We start from the raw sequence: 18,543 nt of genomic DNA, 5'->3' as shown, positions 1-18,543 counted from the left end.
ATTGGCGTCAGCTACGGGACCCTATCCTGCTGGCCGGATCAGGTCCCATAACCTGCGGAACCCCATGCTCAAAGATTCCCGCCTGTTGTTCAAATTGTGGCTGAAGAACCCGCGCTCGATCGGCGCGGTCGCCGTCTCCAGCCCCGAATTGGCCGCCGCCATGGCCCGGCAGGTGCCGCGCGATGCCGCCGGCTATGTGGTCGAACTGGGTGGCGGCACCGGCTCGGTGACGCGCGCCCTGCTCGCCAGCGGCGTCGCCCCCGACCGCCTGGTGGTGGTCGAGCGCGATCCCGTGCTGCATCGCTATCTCAGCGACCGCTTTCCCGGCGTGCGCGTGTTGCTCGGCGATGCCTTGCATCTGGCCGCCCTGCTGCGGCGGCACAATTTGCTGCCGGTATCGGCCATCGTTTCCAGCCTGCCGCTGCTGACCTTCAAGCGGTCGATCCAGCTGCGCATCGGTGCCCAGGCTTTCGCCCTGCTGCAGCCGGGTGCGCCCTTCATCCAGTTCACCTACGGCATCTTCTCGCCGCTGCCGCGCGAGCGCCTCGGCATCGAGGGCGAGGTCGAGGAACGCGTGTTGCAGAACCTGCCGCCGGCCAGCGTCTGGCGCTATACCAAGCGGGCGCGTTCGGCGCTGCCGCAGAAGCCGCGCCACTTTTTCGGCCTGCGCGGCCGGCCGCGCCTGGATCACGCCGCCTAGCGGGCACGCCGCCCCGGCTGCACCGACTAGGCGGCGCCGGTATCCCTGAGGAAATAGATGATGTCGAGGACCGGCGGCGGCACCGCCGTGCCGGACAGCATGGCATGGGCCTGCCCGCGATGATGGGTCTGGTGGTTGAAGAGATGGCCGAGGACCAGGGCCATCGGCGTTTCGTGCGGCTGGCCGGCCATGGTCTTGTAGACCAGCACCTCGCCGAGCCTGGCCGGCGCCAGCCCGCCCACCACCTCGATGATCCGCCCATCAAGCGCCGCCCGCGCCGCGCGCAGATCGGAGAAATCGGGATAGGGCATGTCGTCGAGGGATTTGATCGCGGCATCCGGCGTCGCGGTGAGGCGCCCCAGCCAGATGCGGTCGGTCACCATCAGATGGTTGAGCGTCTTCAAGAGCGATGGGAAGAAGCCCACCCGCGGTGCCGCGATCGCCGCGGCGTCGAGCTGGCCCACGGCGGCATAGAGGCGCGCATTGGCCCATTGGTTATAGCGCGCGAGGGTCAGGAAATAATCGAGCATGGCGTGAACCCGTGGCTTCTCTGGCTCGTCAAATTTCTAATGTTGTCACAGATGCGAAGGTGGAAAGCGATCCGGAAACTGATTCTGGCAAGGAATTTCTGGCAAGGAACTTCCGGCAAGGAATTGATGCGTCCCAGATCGAATCAGGGCGTCCCGGAAAATCCGCCACCGGTTCCGCAATGGAACCGATGGCGCAAGTTATCCAGGTTGGGCCGAATGGGGTTCGGCCCAGGCGCCTTTCGCCGGCGGGCACCGGCGAAAGGGCTTCCGGGGGAGAGGCTCCGCCGGAACGGTCTGCGGCAGGGGGCGCCGCAATGGTCTTGCCTCACGCCTGCCAGAACGGCTTCTGCCATTCCTGCTCGGCATCCTGGCGCGAGAGGCCGATATCCTTCAGCTGGTGTTCCGAAAGCCGCATCAGGTCGCGGCGCGACCGGACCCGTTCGCGCCAGGCCTGCAGGCTGGCGACCAGCAGAGAAGTGAATTCGATGGGAGTCGCGAAGCGGGTGCGCCGAGCCGACGAAAAACCCGCAAAGGAACTGGTCTGGCTCATTGTATCCTCACAAATTTCTAACCGGCGGCATTGCCGTTGGGATGAAGTTATGCTTGCATTGAGTGACAAACAAACGATCGTTTCTAACTTGTTCTGTGAATCTTTCTGACAATCGGAGTTGGCCCCCTTGCGCCTGCCCCCGCTCAAAGCCGTCCGCTATTTCGAAAGCGCCGCGCGCCACCTTTCCTTCACCAAGGCGGCGGACGAACTGGCCGTCACCCACAGCGCCATCAGCCACCAGATCAAGGCGCTGGAGGAATGGCTGGGCGTGCTGCTGTTCGAGCGCGGCGCGCGCGCCCTCTCTCTGACCGAGGCCGGGCGGCGCTATCTGCCGCCGGTGCGCGCCGCCTTCCAGCAGCTGGCCGAGGCCTCGGCCGAGATGCGGCTCTTCCCCGGCGGCGGGCCGCTCACCGTCAGCGCCCTCCCCTCGCTCACCTCGAAATGGCTGGTGCCGCGGCTGCATGATTTCCAGACGCGCCATCCCGAGATCGAGGTGCGCATCTCGGCCACCGACCGGCTCGACCCCATCGGCGAGGGCGATGTCGATATCGGCATCCGCTATGGCCGCGGGCAATGGCCCGGCCTCGATGCCGAGCTGCTGCTGCAGGACGAGGTGTTCCCGGTCTGCTCGCCGAAGCTGATGGAAGGCCCGCATCCGCTGCGCACGCCGCAGGACCTCGCCCATTTCAAGCTGATCTCGGACCTCGACTGGCGCCGCGCGCATTTCGATTTCTGGCCGCGCTGGCTGGCCGCCGTCGGCGCGCCGACGCTGGAGCTCAAGACCAACCTCACCTTCAACTATTCCAACCTGATGATCCAGGCGGCGATCGACGGCCTCGGCGTCGCCCTCGGCAATACCATGCTGGCGGGCGACGACCTCAAGAAGGGACATCTGGTGCGCCCCTTCCGCGACAGCGTGAAGCTCGATACCGGCTATTACATCGTTTATGGCAAGGGCGGGCTCAAACAGGCCAAGGTGAAGGCCTTCCGCGACTGGATCTTCGGCCAGATGCAGGACTTCCAGAAAGCCACCGGAGCCGCCACGTCATGATGTCGCCACGCGCCCTTCTCCTCGCCCTCGTCCTGCTGCTGCTGGCGGCGGTCCCTGCCGGCGCCGATGCGACCCAGCGCTGGCGGCTCAACAACGTGCCGCTCGACATGCCGCTGGAAGACGCCCTCGACGGCGAATATCTGGAAGGCATCTATCAGGAGAAGCTGGGTCCCCGCGTCATCGACAGCGTCGGCCTGCCCTGGCCGGCCTATCACATCCACACCACGCTCGCCCGCGCCGACGGTACGGGCGAGGAGAAGATGGAACTGCATTTCACCAACAAGGAGGACGGCGAGCGGATCTTCTGGGTGCGGGTGAATTCCGGTCCGCTGCCGGCAGGTGCCCGTGCCGATGCGGTCCTGCCGCAACTCGAACGGCAATTCGGCGTCGCCGACCGGCTCTATGTCGATGCCGAGGGTTCTGGCAGCGCCATCCTGCTGTTCGTCGACAAGGCATTGCCCGAGGACCAGCGCCAGCGCATCGCCGGCAATCTGCCCTCGCCCGCCGCCTTCACGCCCGACCAGTTCCGCGGCTTCTGGGATATGAGCCTCGCCGACCGCGCGCAATTGCTCAGCGTCGATTTCCGCGGCGCCATCGCCATCGTCAATGTCTGGAAGGGCGAGTTGAAATCCCTGCAGACCGAACTCCTCGACCTGCGCGGCGCCGCCACGGTCTATACGCTGCGCTGACGCGCTGGCCGCCCGCCTCACCAGGAGAGCGAGACGTCCGGCATCGGGTCGACCGATTGATAGGCGGCATAGACCAGGATCTTGTCGACATCCTCGCCATTGGTCGAGAGCGGCAGGAAGATCGCCTCCAGGCTCATGATGCGCTGGTCGGCGGCGAGGAAGGGCGTGTTGTCGTACCAGGGTGCCTGCGACAGCACGACCTGGTCGTAATTGCGCAGGGCATGGCTGGAATCGGGATGGATGGTGTTGCCCTCGACCGGCCGGCCGGTGGGATCCATGCCGCGCAGCGCCACCTCGCGCGTGCCCACCAGGCGATAGACATAGAGCCGCTCATCCGGCACCACGTCGATCAGCATCAGGCCGGCGAGATAGGGCTTCATCTCGGCCGGGTCGAGATCGCTCCGCGCCGGCATCCGGCGCGCACCGCGTCGCGCATCCCAATAGCGATAGAGCGCCTGCACATCGGCCGGCATCTGCACCAGCCAGTCGGGGTCGCCCGGCGGCGTCACCTCAATCATGGCCGGACTCGATGATGGACGTGGCGCCCGCGCGCGGCCGGCACCTCGGCGCCAAATCTATTCAATGGTGTGAGCATTTCAGAATTGTCCTAACGGCCATGTCATGCCCTCCATATAGGTCAGCACATCTTATCTTAGAATTATTTTAATGCGTTACCGACAAGTTGAAGAAAATGCGCCGCAACAGGAATTAACCCTGCCCGCCGGCTGGCGGCACCCGGCCCTGTGGAAAAGATCACGCCAGGCCAGAGGCTTGGCCGCATCGCAGCTTCATCCCCGACGCTGCGGCCGCAGCCATCATTAACCAGATCGGGCCAGCGCGGAAAAATATGATGCGTTAGGACGAAAGACAGCCGAAACCAGGCGAAAGCCAAACGCGCCTGGACGAAAAATGCAGGGCGGGAATACGAGACCCCCATTCCACCATCCCTATGGCGCCAGCTGGGTGAGAGCGGCGTGCTGTTGCTGCAGCAGACTGGTCTTGGCATCAACGACGCGCCCGCCGGCCACAATCGCCAGCGCGTCGAGAGTCAGCGCGGTCACTTAGATGTGAGTGAGGTCTTTCTAAAGCAGGTAATAGCTCTCAGGGGTTTCCTAGTGATGCGTCGATGCGGCCACCACATCGTCCAGAAGCCCTCTTACTTTTTGATTTTCCATTTCCTCAGCTAGTATCGAACGTGCTTGCCTAACGTGGAAAAACTTCGATGGACGTCCGCCCACCTGCTTGGACGTATCAACTACTAGCAAGTCATGTCGCGCCAACAATTGGACCAGCTCCTCCCATCGCTCATCGTCGACAAGTAGCGTCGCTCTGTCATCGCCCTCGCTACGTATCCAATGCTGTCGGAGCATTGTTCTGCATACCTTCTGAAGTAGATTGTAGAGAGGTGATGTGCGCAGTTGGTCAAGAACGAGGTTCTCCTTCAATCCAGAACTCTCAACTCTACCGTGTGAGTCTAGCCAGTCGAGTGCATCTGAATCCAAAAGGGTTAGCTCCTTTCCATCAATTTGAAGTGTCTCAATCCATGATACATTGGGAAATGTAGCACTCACTCGAGTCGTAGCATCCGAAATCAAGACCCCTATCTGAACACTCTCAAAAACTACTTGCGCAATATCAGCTTCCCGAATGTCAAGCTGGTTAATAGTAACGTTAATCAACGAAGATTTCTGCCCCTTTCCTCTTATTACCGCATCATCTACATCAACATTCTTTATGGCAAAGTTTGGCACTCCGTCAGAGATCGGAATAGCTGAGATCATTAAAGCGCCAATATTTCGACTGCTCCTATCCAGCGGAGAAGCATGCAAAAGCTCGCTGGCTGAGACTAGGAAATCTCGGATCTGATCTGCATTTTTTGACTCCAGAACCAAACCAAAAGTGACCAAGAAGTCCGCACCGATAATATTTCGACGAAGAAATTTTGGGATTTCACCTTTGCTAAGTGCATCAATTGCCGAAGTTGACAGAAAGAAATTGAAGAACTCTGAATGCGCAAAGCTACGCCTGCCCTTTCTGTCATCATTTTGAAGAAATGCCAGCGCCAACACTCTATTCTTTAGCAGATTGGCAACTGTTGGATCCGCTTCATCTCCCAATACAGCATCTACTATCCAGACCAAAGCTTCTTCATCAATAGAGTCTGATTGGTTTTCGGAGATATCTCTCGCAACTTCGGAAAGTATTGATGCAACTATCGTCCGCCTTTGATGCTCGCCAAAAGTAGCCGCAACCTGATCTCCAAATTTCTCCGCCTCTCTTTCTATCATTCTATTAACAAGCATTATCAGCGGGGGATTTGAGACAAAATCCGCATGATCGCTATAGATCTCTTCCAGTCGATTTAAGAAAAAGGGGCGCAATGCATATGAGCCCTCTTCAAACAACCCCCAATAATCTGCGCCAGAAAATTGCTGTTCCGACCAACCTTTGCTTCGCAGCCATTTCTTTGCCGTCGCTGGCTGAACGGCAACCAAGCTCAGCACAGCGACATTGTGACCCTTCTGAGACAGCCTGGGCACCGCTTTAAGTAATCTTTCCCGGCCGATGAACGTCTCTCGTCCAGCTAGAATTAGTGCCCCCTGCCCTTCAATCTCTTGAACTAGATCCCGCACTTGGGCCCAAGCAGTATCGTAACCATTTGGGTCGCCGAGTTCGTCAAACCCGTCGATTGCTAACTGAATGAGCCCGTGGCGAACTAAGATTGGTACTTGATCGTAGGTAACTTGCGCTCGGATAGTTTGGAGGCTAAACGCGATTAAGTCCTGCAAGTATGTCAGCACTCGGCCCCGACTCTTTACGTGAAGGATCAGCGGCTTTTGCTGCTTCGCAAAATTCTGGGCCCTGTTCAAAGCAACTGATTCTATGAGCCGTGTCTTTCCAATACCGGCCGGGCCATCAATTAGCAGTACCCTTACTCCAGGGGAGCCATGTTCGTTAGATTCCAGGTACCCATTCATGAGTTCTTTTGCAGTACCCGTCGACTCAATGGACAAATTGGACAAATTCCCCTCGATTGGAATTAGTTCTTCTATGTCCTTGATTGTCTGCATCAATACTCTACGTTGCGTTCCGGCCCATTCTCGCAAGTTCGCGAAGGTTGCTGAGGCGAGAAGCGCCCGGTATGATGCATGCTTTCTCTCCGCCTCATTCTCTGTCCTTAGAGTTACTATTGAAGATTTTTTATCGAATTTGATCAACTGCCGCTGTCCATTTCGCACAATCTCAAATGAAATGTAATTCGGACCATCAGACACCTTGGGAGAGCTGGTACCCATATCGGAGAACACGCCCAGCTCGTCCGTCAGCTGTTCAAGCGATAGATTCACGCTAGATACTCCTTGACTAATCCATCAAGAGCCAAGTGTTTACTTCCAGGCCTCTTGCGAACTAAGAACGTTTTTCCCCCAGAGCTTTTAGACCACGCTTCAGCGACAAACAAAGCTGGGACTAAGTCGTCGTCTTCGGCAAATACTATCCGCCACTCGTCGGCTTCCATTCGGGCGTGTACTAACAAGTCACAAGCAAGCGCGGTGTCCACCATCTTCTCCCTCGGCCGACCCGAATCGTCCAACGATGACCTCAATGTATCCGGTAGATGTATAATTGGATTTTTTTGCCTCAATCGATGAGGAAGAGCAGCAAGTAATCGGTCGCCATAACTAAACGGATGTTCAAATCTTACGTTAGGATAAGTGGACGGACTCAAATCATACTCGCTATCGAGAAACTGCAGGACGAGACGATTTGCAGTTGGAGACAGTCCGGCATGCCATCCATGATAGAAGCGAAGCTTAACTCGATAACGGGATTTTTTGTCGACTTTGCTGAGAACGTCGGCAATTGCGTCCGCAGTCTTTCGAAGAGTGAGCTTACTACGCGTCTTTGCGTCTTCTATGCGGTTAGTCCCGGCGTTGTGAAACTGAGCTGTCCAATCGACAAATACTGTAACGGGAATCATGGCTGGCATCCAATTTCACCTAGCTCGCAGCAAATCGGTTATTTCTTCTTTTTTCTACTTTTACTAGATTTTAGTCAATGTAAGATCACCATCAAGAAATTTCATCTTTAAGACCACCCCTCCCCCGCCACGCGCATGAAATTGCCGCCCAGGATGGCGGCTGTGTCCGCCTCGCTGTAGCCGTGTTTCAGCAGGGCGAGCGCGATGAAAGGCAGGCGCTCGGGCGGCATGAAGTGGACTTCCGAGAAGTTGAAGTCGCTGCCCTCGACCGGGGGCCACCAATCCTTGGGGTCCTCGCCGTCGGGGAGATCGCTGTGCTCGGTGTCGAAGGAATAGTCGATGCCGATGCCGACATGGGCCACCCCCACCAGCTTCACCATGTGATCGATATGGGCGAGGAGGGTTTCGGTCGCGATGTCGCGCCCCAGGAAGGGGCCGATGCCGGTGACACAGACGAGGCCGCCGGTGGCGGCCGCCGCCTTGATCTGCACATCATCGATGTTGCGCGGGTGGTCGCAGAGGGCCTTCGCATTGCTGTGCGAAAAGACCACCGGTTTTGACGAGACCGCCATGACGTCGAGGCTGGTCTGGCGGCTGGAATGCGAACAATCCATGACGATGCCGACCCGGTTGCATTCCCTGACCACTTCGCGCCCGAGATCGGAGAGGCCCTGGTTGCGGCCGAAGCAGCCGCCGGCGATCGGGTTGTCGCGGTTATAGGCGAGGTGCATCTGGCGCACGCCGAGATCGCGATAGAGCCCCAGCATGGCGAGATCGTCGTCCAGCATCATCGAGCCTTCGAGGTCGAAGGCGACCGCCAATTTCCCCTCGGCCTTGGCGCGGCGCACGTCGTCGAGAGTTTCCGCCAGGATGAAATCCTGGGGATGCTTGCCGATCCAGTCGCGGAAACCGGCGATGACGCGGATGCATTGCGCGAGCGGGTTGAAATCCATCCCCACATTGACCGAGACGAAGGTTGCCCCCGCCGCCCGGTGGCGCTGCAGCGCCCGGCAATCGTAATTGGGCAGCAGCGGCAGGCAGGCATGGGCGTCCCAGACGATGCCGTCGCGATAGACCCGGGGCCAGTCGGCCTGCGGCAGCAGCGGCTCGGTCGGTTCGGCGCCCCGGACGGGGATCGGGGGCTGGGCAATCGGCTGGTTCATGTTCGCGGGCTCCGCTGGATGATCTGGCATCCTAGCGGCACCGGCACCGACAAGAAAAGTAAGCATGGCTTTGTCCGTTTCTTCTTCTTCATTCGGCTGCCCCTCACCCCACCCCCTCTCCCGCAAGGGGAGAGGGGTTGGGAGAGACGGGCATGGCCTTCTTCGCTATGCCGCCGCCTCGTCGATCAGGCCGAGGACCTGGCGCTCGAACAGGCGGCGATAGATGCCGCCGTCGCGCGCCACCAGTTCCTCGTGGCGGCCCTCCTCGACGATGCGGCCGCGGTCGAAGACCAGGATGCGCTCGAGTGCCCGCACGGTGGAGAGGCGGTGGGCGATGACGATCGCCGTCCGTCCCTCGATAAGGCGCGCCGTCGCCTCCTGGATCAGGTGCTCCGATTCCGAATCGAGGCTGGAGGTGGCCTCGTCCAGGATCAGGATCGGCGCATCGGCCAGGAAGGCGCGGGCCAGCGCCACGCGCTGGCGCTCGCCGCCCGAGAGCTTGACGCCCCGCTCGCCCACCAGGGTCAGATAGCCCTTGGGCAGGCGGGCGATGAAATCATGGGCATTGGCGAGCTTCGCCGCCGCCACGATCTCGGCCATGGTCGCCCCCGGCCTTCCATAGGCGATGTTCTCGGCCAGTGACCGGTGGAACAGGATCGGCTCCTGCTGCACCAGGGCGATCTGCGCGCGCAAGCTCGCCTGCTGCACGGCAGCGACGTTCTGCCCGTCGATGCGGATCTCGCCCGACTGGATGTCGTAGAGCCGCTGCACCAGCTTGACGAAGGTCGTCTTGCCCGAGCCCGACAGCCCCACCAGCCCCACCTTCTCGCCCGGCCGGATGGTGACCGAGAAATCGCGGTAGAGCGGGGTCGCGTGGCTGCCGTAATGGAAGGTGACGCGGTCGAACACGATCTCGCCCCTGGTGATGGCGATGGGCTGCGCCCATTGCCAGTCGCGCACGCCGGCCGTGGTCTCGTTGATCTCGACCAGTTCCTCCATCTCGTTGACCGCGCGCTGCAGGTCGCGGATGTAGAAGCCGATGTCGAAGAGATAGCCGTGGATCACCAGATAGGCGGTGAGCACATAGACCACCTCGCCCGTCGTCGCCTCGCCTTGCCACCACAGCAGGAGCGCCATGCCGATGATGCTGACGCGCAGGGCCAGCAGCATCATGGCCTGCAGCGTGCCGTTATGGGTCATGCGCATCCAGGAACGCTGGCTGCGCCGGCGCCATTTGGCGATCACCCGGCCGAGCAGCGCCTCCTCGCGCACCTCGGCGCCGAAGCTTTTCACCACGGCGTTGCAGGTGATGGAATCGGCCAGCATGCCGCCCATGCGCGTGTCCCATTGATTGGCGAGCGCCGCCGCCGGGCCGACATATTTCAGCGACAGCGTCACCACCATGAAGACGTAGAAGGCCGAGCCGCCGAGGACCAGCGCCCCCATCAGCGGCCAGTGCCAGGCCAGGATCGCACTGGAGCCCACCAGCACCACGCAGGCCGGCAGCAAGGCGAGCAGCACCGTGTCGTCGAAGCTGTCGAGCGCCCACATGCCGCGCGTCACCTTGCGCACGGTCGAACCGGCGAAGGTGTTGGCATGCCAGTCGGTGGCGAAACGCTGCACGCGCTGGAAGCTGTCGGCGACGACGCGCGACATCAGGCGGAGCGTCAACCGCACGATGCCGAGGAAGCCGCAGAAGCGCAGCACGACGGCAGCAAGGCCGAGGCCGACGATGGCGGCAAGCGCCGAGAGCGCAGCATCGAGCGATTCCGCACTGCGCCCGGCACTGACCGCATCGACCAGTGCGCCGGCGAAGAGCGGGATGCAGATGTCCATCAATGTCGCCAGCATCATGGCGCCGCCGGTGAGGCAGGCGAGCGGCCATTCCTTGCGCCAGTAGCCGAGGGTGAAGCGCGTCACCGCCGCGAAGGCGCTGCGCTTCTGCGGGGTGGGTTGAGCCGCGCCGACGGTTGAAAGGGATAGATCGGTCATCTGTTGCCCGGCCGCGCGGGGCATCGGAAATGCCCGGAAACGGCCGCCTTCTCTCTGTTTTCCGGATGGCGGAAGCGGCGGGAGCGGTGATGATCCGGCCCGGCGCGGATGGGCGGCGGGGCCGAAGACGCATCCCGGCCGCTGGGCGACCCGGTTATGTCATGAACTGGAATTAATCGAAGATGGACAGGACCCCGCTGGGGCCTGTCCGGCGCTCCTGCTACTCTAGATCTTGCGACCTAGGAGTGGGCGATGGGCGCGGCCAGGCCGGGGCTCATAAACGCGAGCATGTAAGTCATGCTGTGCCTCCGGCTGGTGGTCGAACGGCGCGATTGCCGTCGAGGGAGCGGAACATATCCGAGCCGCGACAATTTAGCAAGGGGGCCGGCGGCGCGATCTTGGCGCGACATTGAAATTGTCGCATCGCCTGTTACCGCTGCCAGCAATGATCGGAAGCCGACGCTGCGGAAGACGCGGCGCGAAATGAAAAACGGACAAACGAAAAAGGAGCGGTCGCTGCGGACCGCTCCGCTTCTTCCGGCTGCGGCGGTTCAGCCCCTTGTCACCGGGCCGGTCAGGAACAGGCCGATGGCGCCGTCAGCTCAGGCGAACCACCAGCGCTCGAAGATATAGCCGCCGTCATGGTCGTAATTGCTGTTGAGTTCGCCATGGGCCACCTTCCTGCTGTTGGCCGAGGTGAAGTTGTTGAACATGAGGACGACAATGCCGCCATCGTCGTGCAGGATCTGCTGCATCTCGGCATAGAGGCCGGCGCGGATCTCGTCATTGGTCTCGGCGCGGGCCTTGACCAGCAGCTCGTTGAAGCGCGGATGCTTCCAGAAGGTGTCGTTCCATTCCGCTTCTGCCGCATAGGCGGTGGTGAACATCCAGTCGGCCGTCGGGCGGCCGCTCCAATAGGAGAAGCACCAGGGCTTCTTCATCCAGACCGAATCCCAATAGCCGTCATTGCCTTCCTTGACGACGTTGATGTTGATGCCGCATTGGGCGGCCGATTCCTTCATCAGCACGGCGGCGTCGACGGCGCCGGCAAAGGCGGCATCGGCGGCCGAGAGATCGACCGAGAGGCTGGAGAGCCCGGCCTTCTTCAGATGGAACCTAGCCTTGTCCGGATCATAGGCATAGACCGGCTCGGGATTGGTGGCGAATTTGATGGAAGGCGCCAGCGGGTTGTCGTTGCCGGCGATGCCGTGGCCGAGCAGCACCTTCTGCACGATCTCCGCGCGGTTGATCGACCATTTCAGCGCCAGGCGCACATCGACATTGTCGAAGGGAGCGACGCGCACATCCATCGGCGCCACGTAATGCGAGAAGCCGGTGATGTCGGTGATTTCGAGCTCCGGATTGCGCTTCAGGAGGCTCAGCGTCTTCAGATCGCAGCGATCCATGTAATGGATGTCGCCGGTGATGAGGGCGTTCTGCCGCGCCGCCACGTCGACGATCGAGAGCATCTCGATCTCGTCGAACCAGGGTCCCTCCTTGTGGTAGTTCGGGTTGCGCCGGGCGGTGAAGCGCACGCCGGGTTCATAATTGGTATGGATGAAAGGGCCGGTGCCGATCCCCTCCTCCCAGGCGATGCCGCCGCCATCCCTGGCCTGGTAGATCGGCAAGTGGTAATCCGAGGTGATGTAGGGAAAGTCGGCGCTGCCGGAGGCCAGCGTGAAGATGACCGTATCGGGTCCGTCGGCCTTCACCTCGGCAATGTCGGCCAGGACCGATTTCGCCGCCGATTTCGAGGCCTCGCCGCGGTGATAGTCATAGGTCGCCACCACATCGGCCGAGGTCAGCGTCTTGCCGTTGTGGAACTCGACGCCTTTCCTCAGCCTGAACACCCAGGTCTTGGCGTCGGGCGAGGGCTCGATGCTCTCGGCGAGATCGGGCACCGCGTTGTTCTTCTGGTCGATCATGGTCAGGCAGTTGCCGGTGACGAAGCCGACATCGGCCGAGAAGGCATTGGCCCAGGTGGCAGGATCGAGGCTGTCCGATGACTGGCCGTGGCCGATGCCGGCGATGAACTTGCCGCCCTTCTTCGGTTCGGCCCGCACCGCCTTCACGAAGAGGGTCTGCGCCGCCGTGGCGGTGAGGCCCGCCGCCAGGGCCAGCTGCATGAAGTCGCGCCGCCCCATGCGACCCTTGCGCGCCAGTTTCTGCATCCGATCGAGCGTCATCGACATGGTCGGCCTCCGTTGCTGTGCGTTATCCGCTTGGCGGATGTTCCGGTTGTTGGCAATCAGGGTAGGCGCGCAGGAAAACCGCGCAATGTTTTTATTTCAAACAACCGACCCGGTTCTGTCATCGATTGTGCCGCGTTCGCGCGGCGAGAGCGGGCTTGCAAATTCCTCCAGGAAGGCGGGGCGTATGATGTCGGCCTGGGCGATGAGCGGCCCGAAAGCTGCCGCCCTGATCGCTGCCACACCGTCCGGCGCGGTCAGCCAGAAGACGGCATCGCGATGGCGCCGCAGCCGCGCCCGGTCGCGGGCTTTCGGCGGCCGGTCGATCTCGAGCAGCGGCCGGCGCGCCACTTCGGCCAGGACCAGGCGGGCGATGGCGGCCATCTCGCCGCCGCCGAGCAGGACCACCGGGCGCGGCCCGGTCCTCGCCAGGAGGGTGCGGAAATCAGCCGCGAGGACGCGGAACAGGCTGAGCTCCTGGGCGAGAAAGGCCGCCAGCAATTCCCCGACCCGGTTCCGGCCGCTCTGGGTCAGCACATAGCGATAGCCGCGGCCGCGGGTCTGCGGCCGCTCCAGTTTCAGCAGCCAGCCCTCGCGCACGCAGCGCTTGGTATAGGCATTGACCACGGCGAGGGAGACATCGAGCGACCGCGCCAGGCTACGCTGGGCGATCAGGGGGTTGCGGGCATAGGCGCTGAGCGTCCTGAGCGCGATCTCGCGCTCCACATGGCGCTTTTTCTGGCGGATATGGGGAAAGGGATAGGGGGCCAGCAGATCCTCGCGGCGGAGCCCGTTGTCGCCGTCCGTGGCCGCGACGGCTTCGCCGCCGCCCAATCCCGCCAGGAAATCGAGCGCCCAGCGCCGGGCGCCGGCCAGTTCCGCCTGGCCGGTACTCTTCACCAGCGGCCTGGCCCGGCCATCGAGGCGGAAGGCGGCCTGCCAGAAGCGCGAGGGGCGGTCGCGCCGCTTGAACAGGCGCACCCGCCGCCCGGCCAGATAAACGCTGACGGACCCTGTCCGCATCCCCATCCCATCCCGCTTCGCATGGGTGTGTGCAAAGTGTGTGCGGATTTAACAGGGAATCGAACGCTTCAGCAATCCGGTCGAAAGCCCCGCCGGGCCAAGTCGCCCGCATTCGCCCGGAAAATGCACCGCAGCGACCCGGGCACCGGGGCAGCCAGGGCAGGGAGTGCGGCAACAGCGCCGTCTTGACAGATTCGCCGCAAGACGCGAACCATGGCCGCTGCATCATGGAGTCCAGTGCCGCAAGATCATGGCGACCCGCAAGCTTGAGCCGCAAGAGGCCTATGATTTCAGCGCGGTGAGCGTTCTCATTGTCGATGACAGCGACCACATGCTGCATCTGGTGCAGCGGCTGCTGTTCGCCATGCGGATCAAGAATGTGCGCCTCGCCGCCGATGCCGCGGCCGCCTTCGCCCTGATGAAGGCGGCGCCGCCCGACCTCATCATCCTCGACTGGAACATGATCCCGCTCGACGGCATCGATTTCATCCGGCTGGTCCGGCGCGGCATCGACTCGCCCTGCCCGGAAGTGCCGATCCTGATGCTGACGGCCCATACCGAGGCGCACCGGGTGCTGACGGCGCGGGATGCCGGGGTCAGTTGGGTGCTGGCGAAGCCGGTCTCCTTCAAGAGCCTCTATGGCGCCCTTGTCCGCGTGGTCGAGGACGACCGCCCCTTCGTCCGCTCGGAAGCCTATGTCGGGCCGGAGCGGCGCGGCAAGAAGGCCGCACCAATCGCCGGGGAACGGCGTGGCAAGGGAAGCGGCAAGGGGAAAACCCGGTAATGGCATCGCTGCGCGACAAGGTCGGCAAACTGCCCGCTGCACAACTGGAGGCGATGGCGCGCGATGCCGGCGACGCCGTGGCGGAGCTGCGCGAGCCCTTCATCCGCGCCAGCCTGCAGAACCTCGAGCGGCTGCGGCAGCTGTTCACCGCCGTGGCGCAACGCCCGGCGGGATGGGAGGCGGAGGCCTATCGCATGGCCCATGACCTCAAGGGCCAGGGGGCGAGTTTCGGCTTCGAACTGGTCTCGCACATCGCGCACGCGCTCTGCCGGCACCTGACGGCCAAGGATATGGAAACCGCTGCTGATGCGGCAGCGCGCGACAAGCGGGCGCTGGCGCAATGCGAGGCGCTGCGGGTCATCCTTTCGAAAGACATCCGCGGCATGGGGGGCGAGCACGGCGCAGCGCTGCTGAAAATTCTCGCCCTACCAGCGCCCGGCGCTGGCGAGAATCCTGGCCCCGGCGCCAGTGCCTGACGCCGGCCCTGATTCCGGGACCGGCCAGCAGGCCGGCTAGGGCCTGTCCCGAGGGGCTGTCGCGCCCCCCGCGCCACTCAGCCCAGCTGGCGCACGTCGGTCAGGTGGCCGGCGATAGCCGCCGCCGCCGCCATGGCGGGGCTGACCAGATGGGTGCGGCCGCCGCGGCCCTGGCGGCCCTCGAAATTGCGGTTCGAGGTGGAGGCGCAGCGTTCGCCGGGCGATAGGCGGTCGGGGTTCATGGCGAGACACATCGAGCAACCCGGCTCGCGCCAGTCGAAGCCCGCCTCGACGAAGATCTTGTCGAGGCCCTCTTCCTCGGCCTGCGCCTTGACGAGGCCGGAGCCCGGCACCACCATGGCATTGACATGGGAGGCGACCTTGCGGCCCTTGGCGATGGCGGCCACCGCGCGCAGATCCTCGATGCGGCCATTGGTGCAGGAGCCGATGAAGACGCGGTCGATCTTGACCTGCGCAAGGGGCGTGCCGGGCTTCAGGCCCATATAGTCGAGGGCGCGTTCCATGGCGCGGCGCTTGTGCTCGTCCGCCACCTCGGCCGGGTTCGGCACCACGGCGGTGATGGGCAGCACGTCCTCCGGGCTGGTGCCCCAGGTGACCTGCGGCACGATATCCTCGGCGCGGAGTTCAACCTCGAGATCGTATTTGGCACCCGGGTCCGAGGGCAGCGTCTTCCAGAAGGCGACGGCCTGTTCCCAGGCGGCACCCTTGGGCGCCATCGGCCGACCCTTCAAATAATCGAAGGTGGTCTCGTCGGGCGCGATCAGGCCGGCGCGGGCACCCGCCTCGATCGTCATGTTGCAGACCGTCATGCGCCCTTCCATCGAAAGGCCGCGAATGACCGAGCCGGCGAATTCGACCACATAGCCGGTGCCGCCCGCCGTGCCGATCTTGCCGATAATGGCGAGCACCACGTCCTTCGCGGTGACGCCGGCGCCCAATTGCCCGTCCACCGTGATACGCATGTTCTTGGCCGGCTTCTGGATCAGCGTCTGGGTGGCCAGCACATGCTCAACCTCGGAGGTGCCGATGCCGAAGGCGAGCGCGCCGAAGGCACCATGGGTCGAGGTGTGGGAATCGCCACAGACGATGGTCATGCCCGGCTGGGTCATGCCCTGCTCCGGGCCGATGATGTGGACGATGCCCTGGCGGATGTCGTCCATCGAGAAATAGGGCACGCCGAATTCGCGGCAATTGGCTTCCAGCGTCTCGACCTGGATGCGGCTTTCCTCCTCGGTGATGCCCTTGGAGCGATCGGAGGTCGGCACGTTGTGGTCGGCCACCGCCTGGGTTGCCTGCGGGCGATGCACCTTGCGGCCGGTATTGCGGAGACCCTCGAAGGCCTGGGGGCTGGTCACCTCGTGGACGAGATGCCGGTCGATATAGATGAGGCAGGTGCCGTCATCCTGCCGGTGCACCAGGTGATTTTCCCAGATCTTGTCGAACAGCGTCTTCGCCATGGTCAATCCTGCCGATGAACCTGCACCGGGCTTCAACGATGCCGGGCGAGGTCTGTGTTGCCGCCGCCCCCCGCTTCCACCGCACCCATCGGCGCGGCGGAAGGTCGGGGACGAGGTAATGACATAAGTGCTCCGGTCCTACGCTTCCAGCCGGCCGCTGTCAGGCGGGCGGCGGGAAACAATATTGCCGGATCGCTTATTCGCCGGAATTGTCGGCCGGGTTGTAGGCGCGCTCGGTGATGCGGGCCGCCTTGCCGCGCAGGCCGCGCAGGTAATAGAGCTTGGAGCGGCGCACGTCACCGCGGCGCACCACCTCGATCTTCACGAGGCGCGGCGAGAACAGCGGGAAGACGCGCTCGACGCCCTCGCCATAGGAGATCTTGCGCAGCGTGAAGGAGGAGTTCACCCCGGCATTCTTGCGGGCGATGCAGACACCCTCGAAGGCCTGAACGCGCTCGCGGTCGCCTTCCACGACCTTCACCGAGACCTTCACCGAATCGCCCGGGCGGAAGTCCGGCACGCTGGTGGCGCCCTGCAGCTTGGCGAGCTGGGCGGCTTCGAATTCGTGTAACATGGTCATTGTCGTCGTCCTTTCTTCTTTCAACTCTTCTGCAAGGCCGTCAGGCCTTGCGTTTCCGATAGGCGTCCCAGAGATCCGGGCGCCGCAATCTTGTCGTCTCCTCGGCCTGTTCCTGGCGCCAGCGCCGGATCTTTTCGTGATGACCCGACATCAGCACTTCCGGGACAGACCGCCCGCTCCATTCCGCCGGCCGCGTGTAATGCGGATATTCCAAGAGGCCGGTATTGAAACTCTCCTCCGCCAGCGTGGCCTCGGCACCCATCACGCCGGGCAACAGCCGGACACAGGCATCGATCAGCGCGAGGGCCGCCGGTTCGCCGCCCGAGAGCACGAAATCGCCGAGGCTCACCTCCAGCAATCCCCGCGCCTCGATCACCCGCTCGTCCAGCCCCTCATAGCGGCCGCACAGCACCACCAATCCCGGCCCCGCCGCCAGCTCCTGCACCAGCTCCTGCTTCAGCAGGCGCCCGCGCGGGGTCAGGTAGATCGCCGGTTTCAGGCCATCCGCAGTCGCCGCTTCCAGCGCCGCATCGACCACATCGGGCCGCATCACCATGCCGGCACCGCCGCCGAAGGGTGTGTCGTCGACCGTGCGATGCCTGTCCGTGGCAAAGCCCCGGATATCCATCGTCTCCAGCCGCCAGATGCCCTTCTCCAGCGCCTTGCCGGCGAGGCTCTGACCCAGCGGCCCCGGAAACATCTCCGGGAACAGGGTCAGGATGCGTGCCGTCCAGGTGTCAGCGCTCGGTTCCGTCACCTCCACTTGCCCTAGTTCACGGTTTCCGGCCCTTCGGGCGACCCTTCCGGGCGCGCGAAGAAATCATCCGGCAGATCGAGCGCGATCCGGCCCTGGGCCAGATCCACCACCGGCACCAATGCCCGCGTGAAGGCGACGTCGAAGGCACCCTGCGGCCCGCCCTCCAGGCTCAGCACATCGCCGGCGCCGAAATTGTCGACGCTGGCGACACGGCCCATCGGCCGGCCGTCGCGATCAAACGCGGCAAGGCCGATGAGATCGGCGAGGTAGAACTCCTCCGCATCGGCCACCGCCGGCAGGCGGTCGCGCGACACGAACAGCTCGACGCCCTTCAGCGCCTCGGCCGCGTTGCGGTCGCCCACGCCCTTGATGCGGGCGATGAGGATGTCCTGGCTCTTGCCCCCCGGCGCTTTCCGGGGCGAGGCGCGGCCCACCAGCGCCAGCTCGAAGGACCGGCCCGCCTTGTCCGTCAGCGCGCCATAGGCGGCAATGGCGGCGGGCTCGGCGGCGAAGGATTTCACCTTCACCTCGCCCTTCACGCCATGCGCACCGATGATGGCGCCCATGAGGACCATGGCCCGCTTGCCCTCCACTGCTGGTGC

At 63.1% G+C, this 18,543-nt stretch carries 17 protein-coding genes; 5 read left to right on the top strand and 12 right to left on the bottom strand.

The genetic code is table 11. The features are described 5' to 3' along the window. Positions 1-64: 64 nt before the first annotated feature. Positions 65-700: a class I SAM-dependent methyltransferase gene (locus A8950_RS09820; protein ID WP_133613472.1), complete on the top strand. Its 636-nt coding sequence runs from the start codon at positions 65-67 to the stop codon at positions 698-700. A gap of 26 nt (positions 701-726) precedes the next feature. Here the strand turns inward: A8950_RS09820 and A8950_RS09815 are convergent, their stop codons facing one another. Further along, entirely contained in the window at positions 727-1,230 is a 504-nt protein-coding gene (locus A8950_RS09815) for a DinB family protein (RefSeq protein WP_133613471.1), read from the bottom strand. A gap of 325 nt (positions 1,231-1,555) precedes the next feature. Continuing rightward, positions 1,556-1,780, bottom strand: coding sequence for a DUF1127 domain-containing protein (locus tag A8950_RS09810; protein ID WP_133613470.1), 225 nt, complete (start codon positions 1,778-1,780; stop codon positions 1,556-1,558). 127 nt (positions 1,781-1,907) lie between these two features. Between A8950_RS09810 and A8950_RS09805 the strand changes: the two genes are divergently transcribed. Both A8950_RS09805 and A8950_RS09800 read left to right on the top strand, forming a co-directional pair. Continuing rightward, entirely contained in the window at positions 1,908-2,831 is a 924-nt protein-coding gene (locus A8950_RS09805) for a transcriptional regulator GcvA (protein ID WP_133613469.1), read from the top strand. After that, positions 2,828-3,520 carry a hypothetical protein gene (locus tag A8950_RS09800; protein ID WP_133613468.1) on the top strand — a complete coding sequence of 231 codons (693 nt, stop codon included), beginning with the start codon at positions 2,828-2,830 and terminating at the stop codon, positions 3,518-3,520. Before A8950_RS09805 ends, A8950_RS09800 begins: the two co-directional genes overlap by 4 nt. Positions 3,521-3,537: 17 nt before the next feature. Here A8950_RS09800 and A8950_RS09795 read toward each other — a convergent pair whose 3' ends face one another. The 6 genes from A8950_RS09795 to A8950_RS09770 all read right to left on the bottom strand — a co-directional run bounded on the left by A8950_RS09795 (position 3,538) and on the right by A8950_RS09770 (position 13,866). Further along, positions 3,538-4,038, bottom strand: coding sequence for a PAS domain-containing protein (locus tag A8950_RS09795; protein WP_133613467.1), 501 nt, complete (start codon positions 4,036-4,038; stop codon positions 3,538-3,540). A gap of 594 nt (positions 4,039-4,632) precedes the next feature. Then, entirely contained in the window at positions 4,633-6,867 is a 2,235-nt protein-coding gene (locus tag A8950_RS09790; protein WP_133613466.1) for an NACHT domain-containing protein, read from the bottom strand. A 739-nt stretch (positions 6,868-7,606) separates the two neighbouring features. Then, positions 7,607-8,662, bottom strand: a complete 1,056-nt coding sequence (locus A8950_RS09785; protein WP_133613465.1) for a dipeptidase — start codon at positions 8,660-8,662, stop codon at positions 7,607-7,609. Positions 8,663-8,827: 165 nt separating this feature from the next. After that, on the bottom strand, positions 8,828-10,654 hold the full coding sequence (locus tag A8950_RS09780; protein ID WP_133613464.1) for an ABC transporter ATP-binding protein: 1,827 nt from the start codon (positions 10,652-10,654) through the stop codon (positions 8,828-8,830). 602 nt (positions 10,655-11,256) lie between these two features. Next, the gene (locus tag A8950_RS09775; protein WP_208109816.1) at positions 11,257-12,846 is read right to left on the bottom strand and encodes an ABC transporter substrate-binding protein; all 1,590 of its coding nucleotides are present in this window, start codon (positions 12,844-12,846) and stop codon (positions 11,257-11,259) included. 96 nt (positions 12,847-12,942) lie between these two features. Then, positions 12,943-13,866, bottom strand: a complete 924-nt coding sequence (locus A8950_RS09770) for a winged helix-turn-helix transcriptional regulator (protein WP_166645097.1) — start codon at positions 13,864-13,866, stop codon at positions 12,943-12,945. A 250-nt stretch (positions 13,867-14,116) separates the two neighbouring features. Here A8950_RS09770 and A8950_RS09765 point away from each other — a divergent pair, with 250 nt between their 5' ends. Both A8950_RS09765 and A8950_RS09760 read left to right on the top strand, forming a co-directional pair. Then, the gene (locus tag A8950_RS09765; RefSeq protein WP_133613462.1) at positions 14,117-14,650 is read left to right on the top strand and encodes a response regulator; all 534 of its coding nucleotides are present in this window, start codon (positions 14,117-14,119) and stop codon (positions 14,648-14,650) included. Continuing rightward, entirely contained in the window at positions 14,650-15,126 is a 477-nt protein-coding gene (locus tag A8950_RS09760; RefSeq protein WP_133613461.1) for an Hpt domain-containing protein, read from the top strand. Before A8950_RS09765 ends, A8950_RS09760 begins: the two co-directional genes overlap by 1 nt. Positions 15,127-15,203: 77 nt before the next feature. Here the strand turns inward: A8950_RS09760 and leuC are convergent, their stop codons facing one another. From leuC to rimM, 4 genes are all read right to left on the bottom strand, one after another. Further along, complete coding sequence (leuC, locus tag A8950_RS09755; protein WP_407644233.1) at positions 15,204-16,604, bottom strand: 3-isopropylmalate dehydratase large subunit; 1,401 nt, start codon at positions 16,602-16,604, stop codon at positions 15,204-15,206. Between the two features lie 196 nt (positions 16,605-16,800). After that, positions 16,801-17,184 carry a 50S ribosomal protein L19 gene (gene rplS, locus A8950_RS09750; RefSeq protein WP_133613459.1) on the bottom strand — a complete coding sequence of 128 codons (384 nt, stop codon included), beginning with the start codon at positions 17,182-17,184 and terminating at the stop codon, positions 16,801-16,803. Between the two features lie 40 nt (positions 17,185-17,224). Beyond that, positions 17,225-17,947 carry a tRNA (guanosine(37)-N1)-methyltransferase TrmD gene (gene trmD / locus A8950_RS09745; RefSeq protein WP_407644232.1) on the bottom strand — a complete coding sequence of 241 codons (723 nt, stop codon included), beginning with the start codon at positions 17,945-17,947 and terminating at the stop codon, positions 17,225-17,227. Positions 17,948-17,952: 5 nt separating this feature from the next. Continuing rightward, complete coding sequence (rimM, locus tag A8950_RS09740; protein ID WP_133613457.1) at positions 17,953-18,516, bottom strand: ribosome maturation factor RimM; 564 nt, start codon at positions 18,514-18,516, stop codon at positions 17,953-17,955. Positions 18,517-18,543: the final 27 nt, after the last annotated feature.

This window comes from Dongia mobilis, assembly GCF_004363235.1.
GTDB lineage: Bacteria > Pseudomonadota > Alphaproteobacteria > Dongiales > Dongiaceae > Dongia > Dongia mobilis.
This window is presented reverse-complemented; position numbering and strand designations above follow the sequence as displayed.

Coding starts and splice junctions, on each gene's coding strand:
- A8950_RS09820 (WP_133613472.1), top strand. CDS start 65: ATGCTCAAAGATTCCCGCCTGTTGTTCAAATTGTGGCTGAAGAACCCG.
- A8950_RS09815 (WP_133613471.1), bottom strand. CDS start 1,230: ATGCTCGATTATTTCCTGACCCTCGCGCGCTATAACCAATGGGCCAAT.
- A8950_RS09810 (WP_133613470.1), bottom strand. CDS start 1,780: ATGAGCCAGACCAGTTCCTTTGCGGGTTTTTCGTCGGCTCGGCGCACC.
- A8950_RS09800 (WP_133613468.1), top strand. CDS start 2,828: ATGATGTCGCCACGCGCCCTTCTCCTCGCCCTCGTCCTGCTGCTGCTG.
- A8950_RS09795 (WP_133613467.1), bottom strand. CDS start 4,038: ATGATTGAGGTGACGCCGCCGGGCGACCCCGACTGGCTGGTGCAGATG.
- A8950_RS09785 (WP_133613465.1), bottom strand. CDS start 8,662: ATGAACCAGCCGATTGCCCAGCCCCCGATCCCCGTCCGGGGCGCCGAA.
- A8950_RS09780 (WP_133613464.1), bottom strand. CDS start 10,654: ATGACCGATCTATCCCTTTCAACCGTCGGCGCGGCTCAACCCACCCCG.
- A8950_RS09775 (WP_208109816.1), bottom strand. CDS start 12,846: ATGTCGATGACGCTCGATCGGATGCAGAAACTGGCGCGCAAGGGTCGC.
- A8950_RS09770 (WP_166645097.1), bottom strand. CDS start 13,866: ATGCGGACAGGGTCCGTCAGCGTTTATCTGGCCGGGCGGCGGGTGCGC.
- A8950_RS09765 (WP_133613462.1), top strand. CDS start 14,117: ATGGCGACCCGCAAGCTTGAGCCGCAAGAGGCCTATGATTTCAGCGCG.
- A8950_RS09760 (WP_133613461.1), top strand. CDS start 14,650: ATGGCATCGCTGCGCGACAAGGTCGGCAAACTGCCCGCTGCACAACTG.
- leuC (WP_407644233.1), bottom strand. CDS start 16,604: ATGGCGAAGACGCTGTTCGACAAGATCTGGGAAAATCACCTGGTGCAC.
- rplS (WP_133613459.1), bottom strand. CDS start 17,184: ATGACCATGTTACACGAATTCGAAGCCGCCCAGCTCGCCAAGCTGCAG.
- rimM (WP_133613457.1), bottom strand. CDS start 18,516: ATGGTCCTCATGGGCGCCATCATCGGTGCGCATGGCGTGAAGGGCGAG.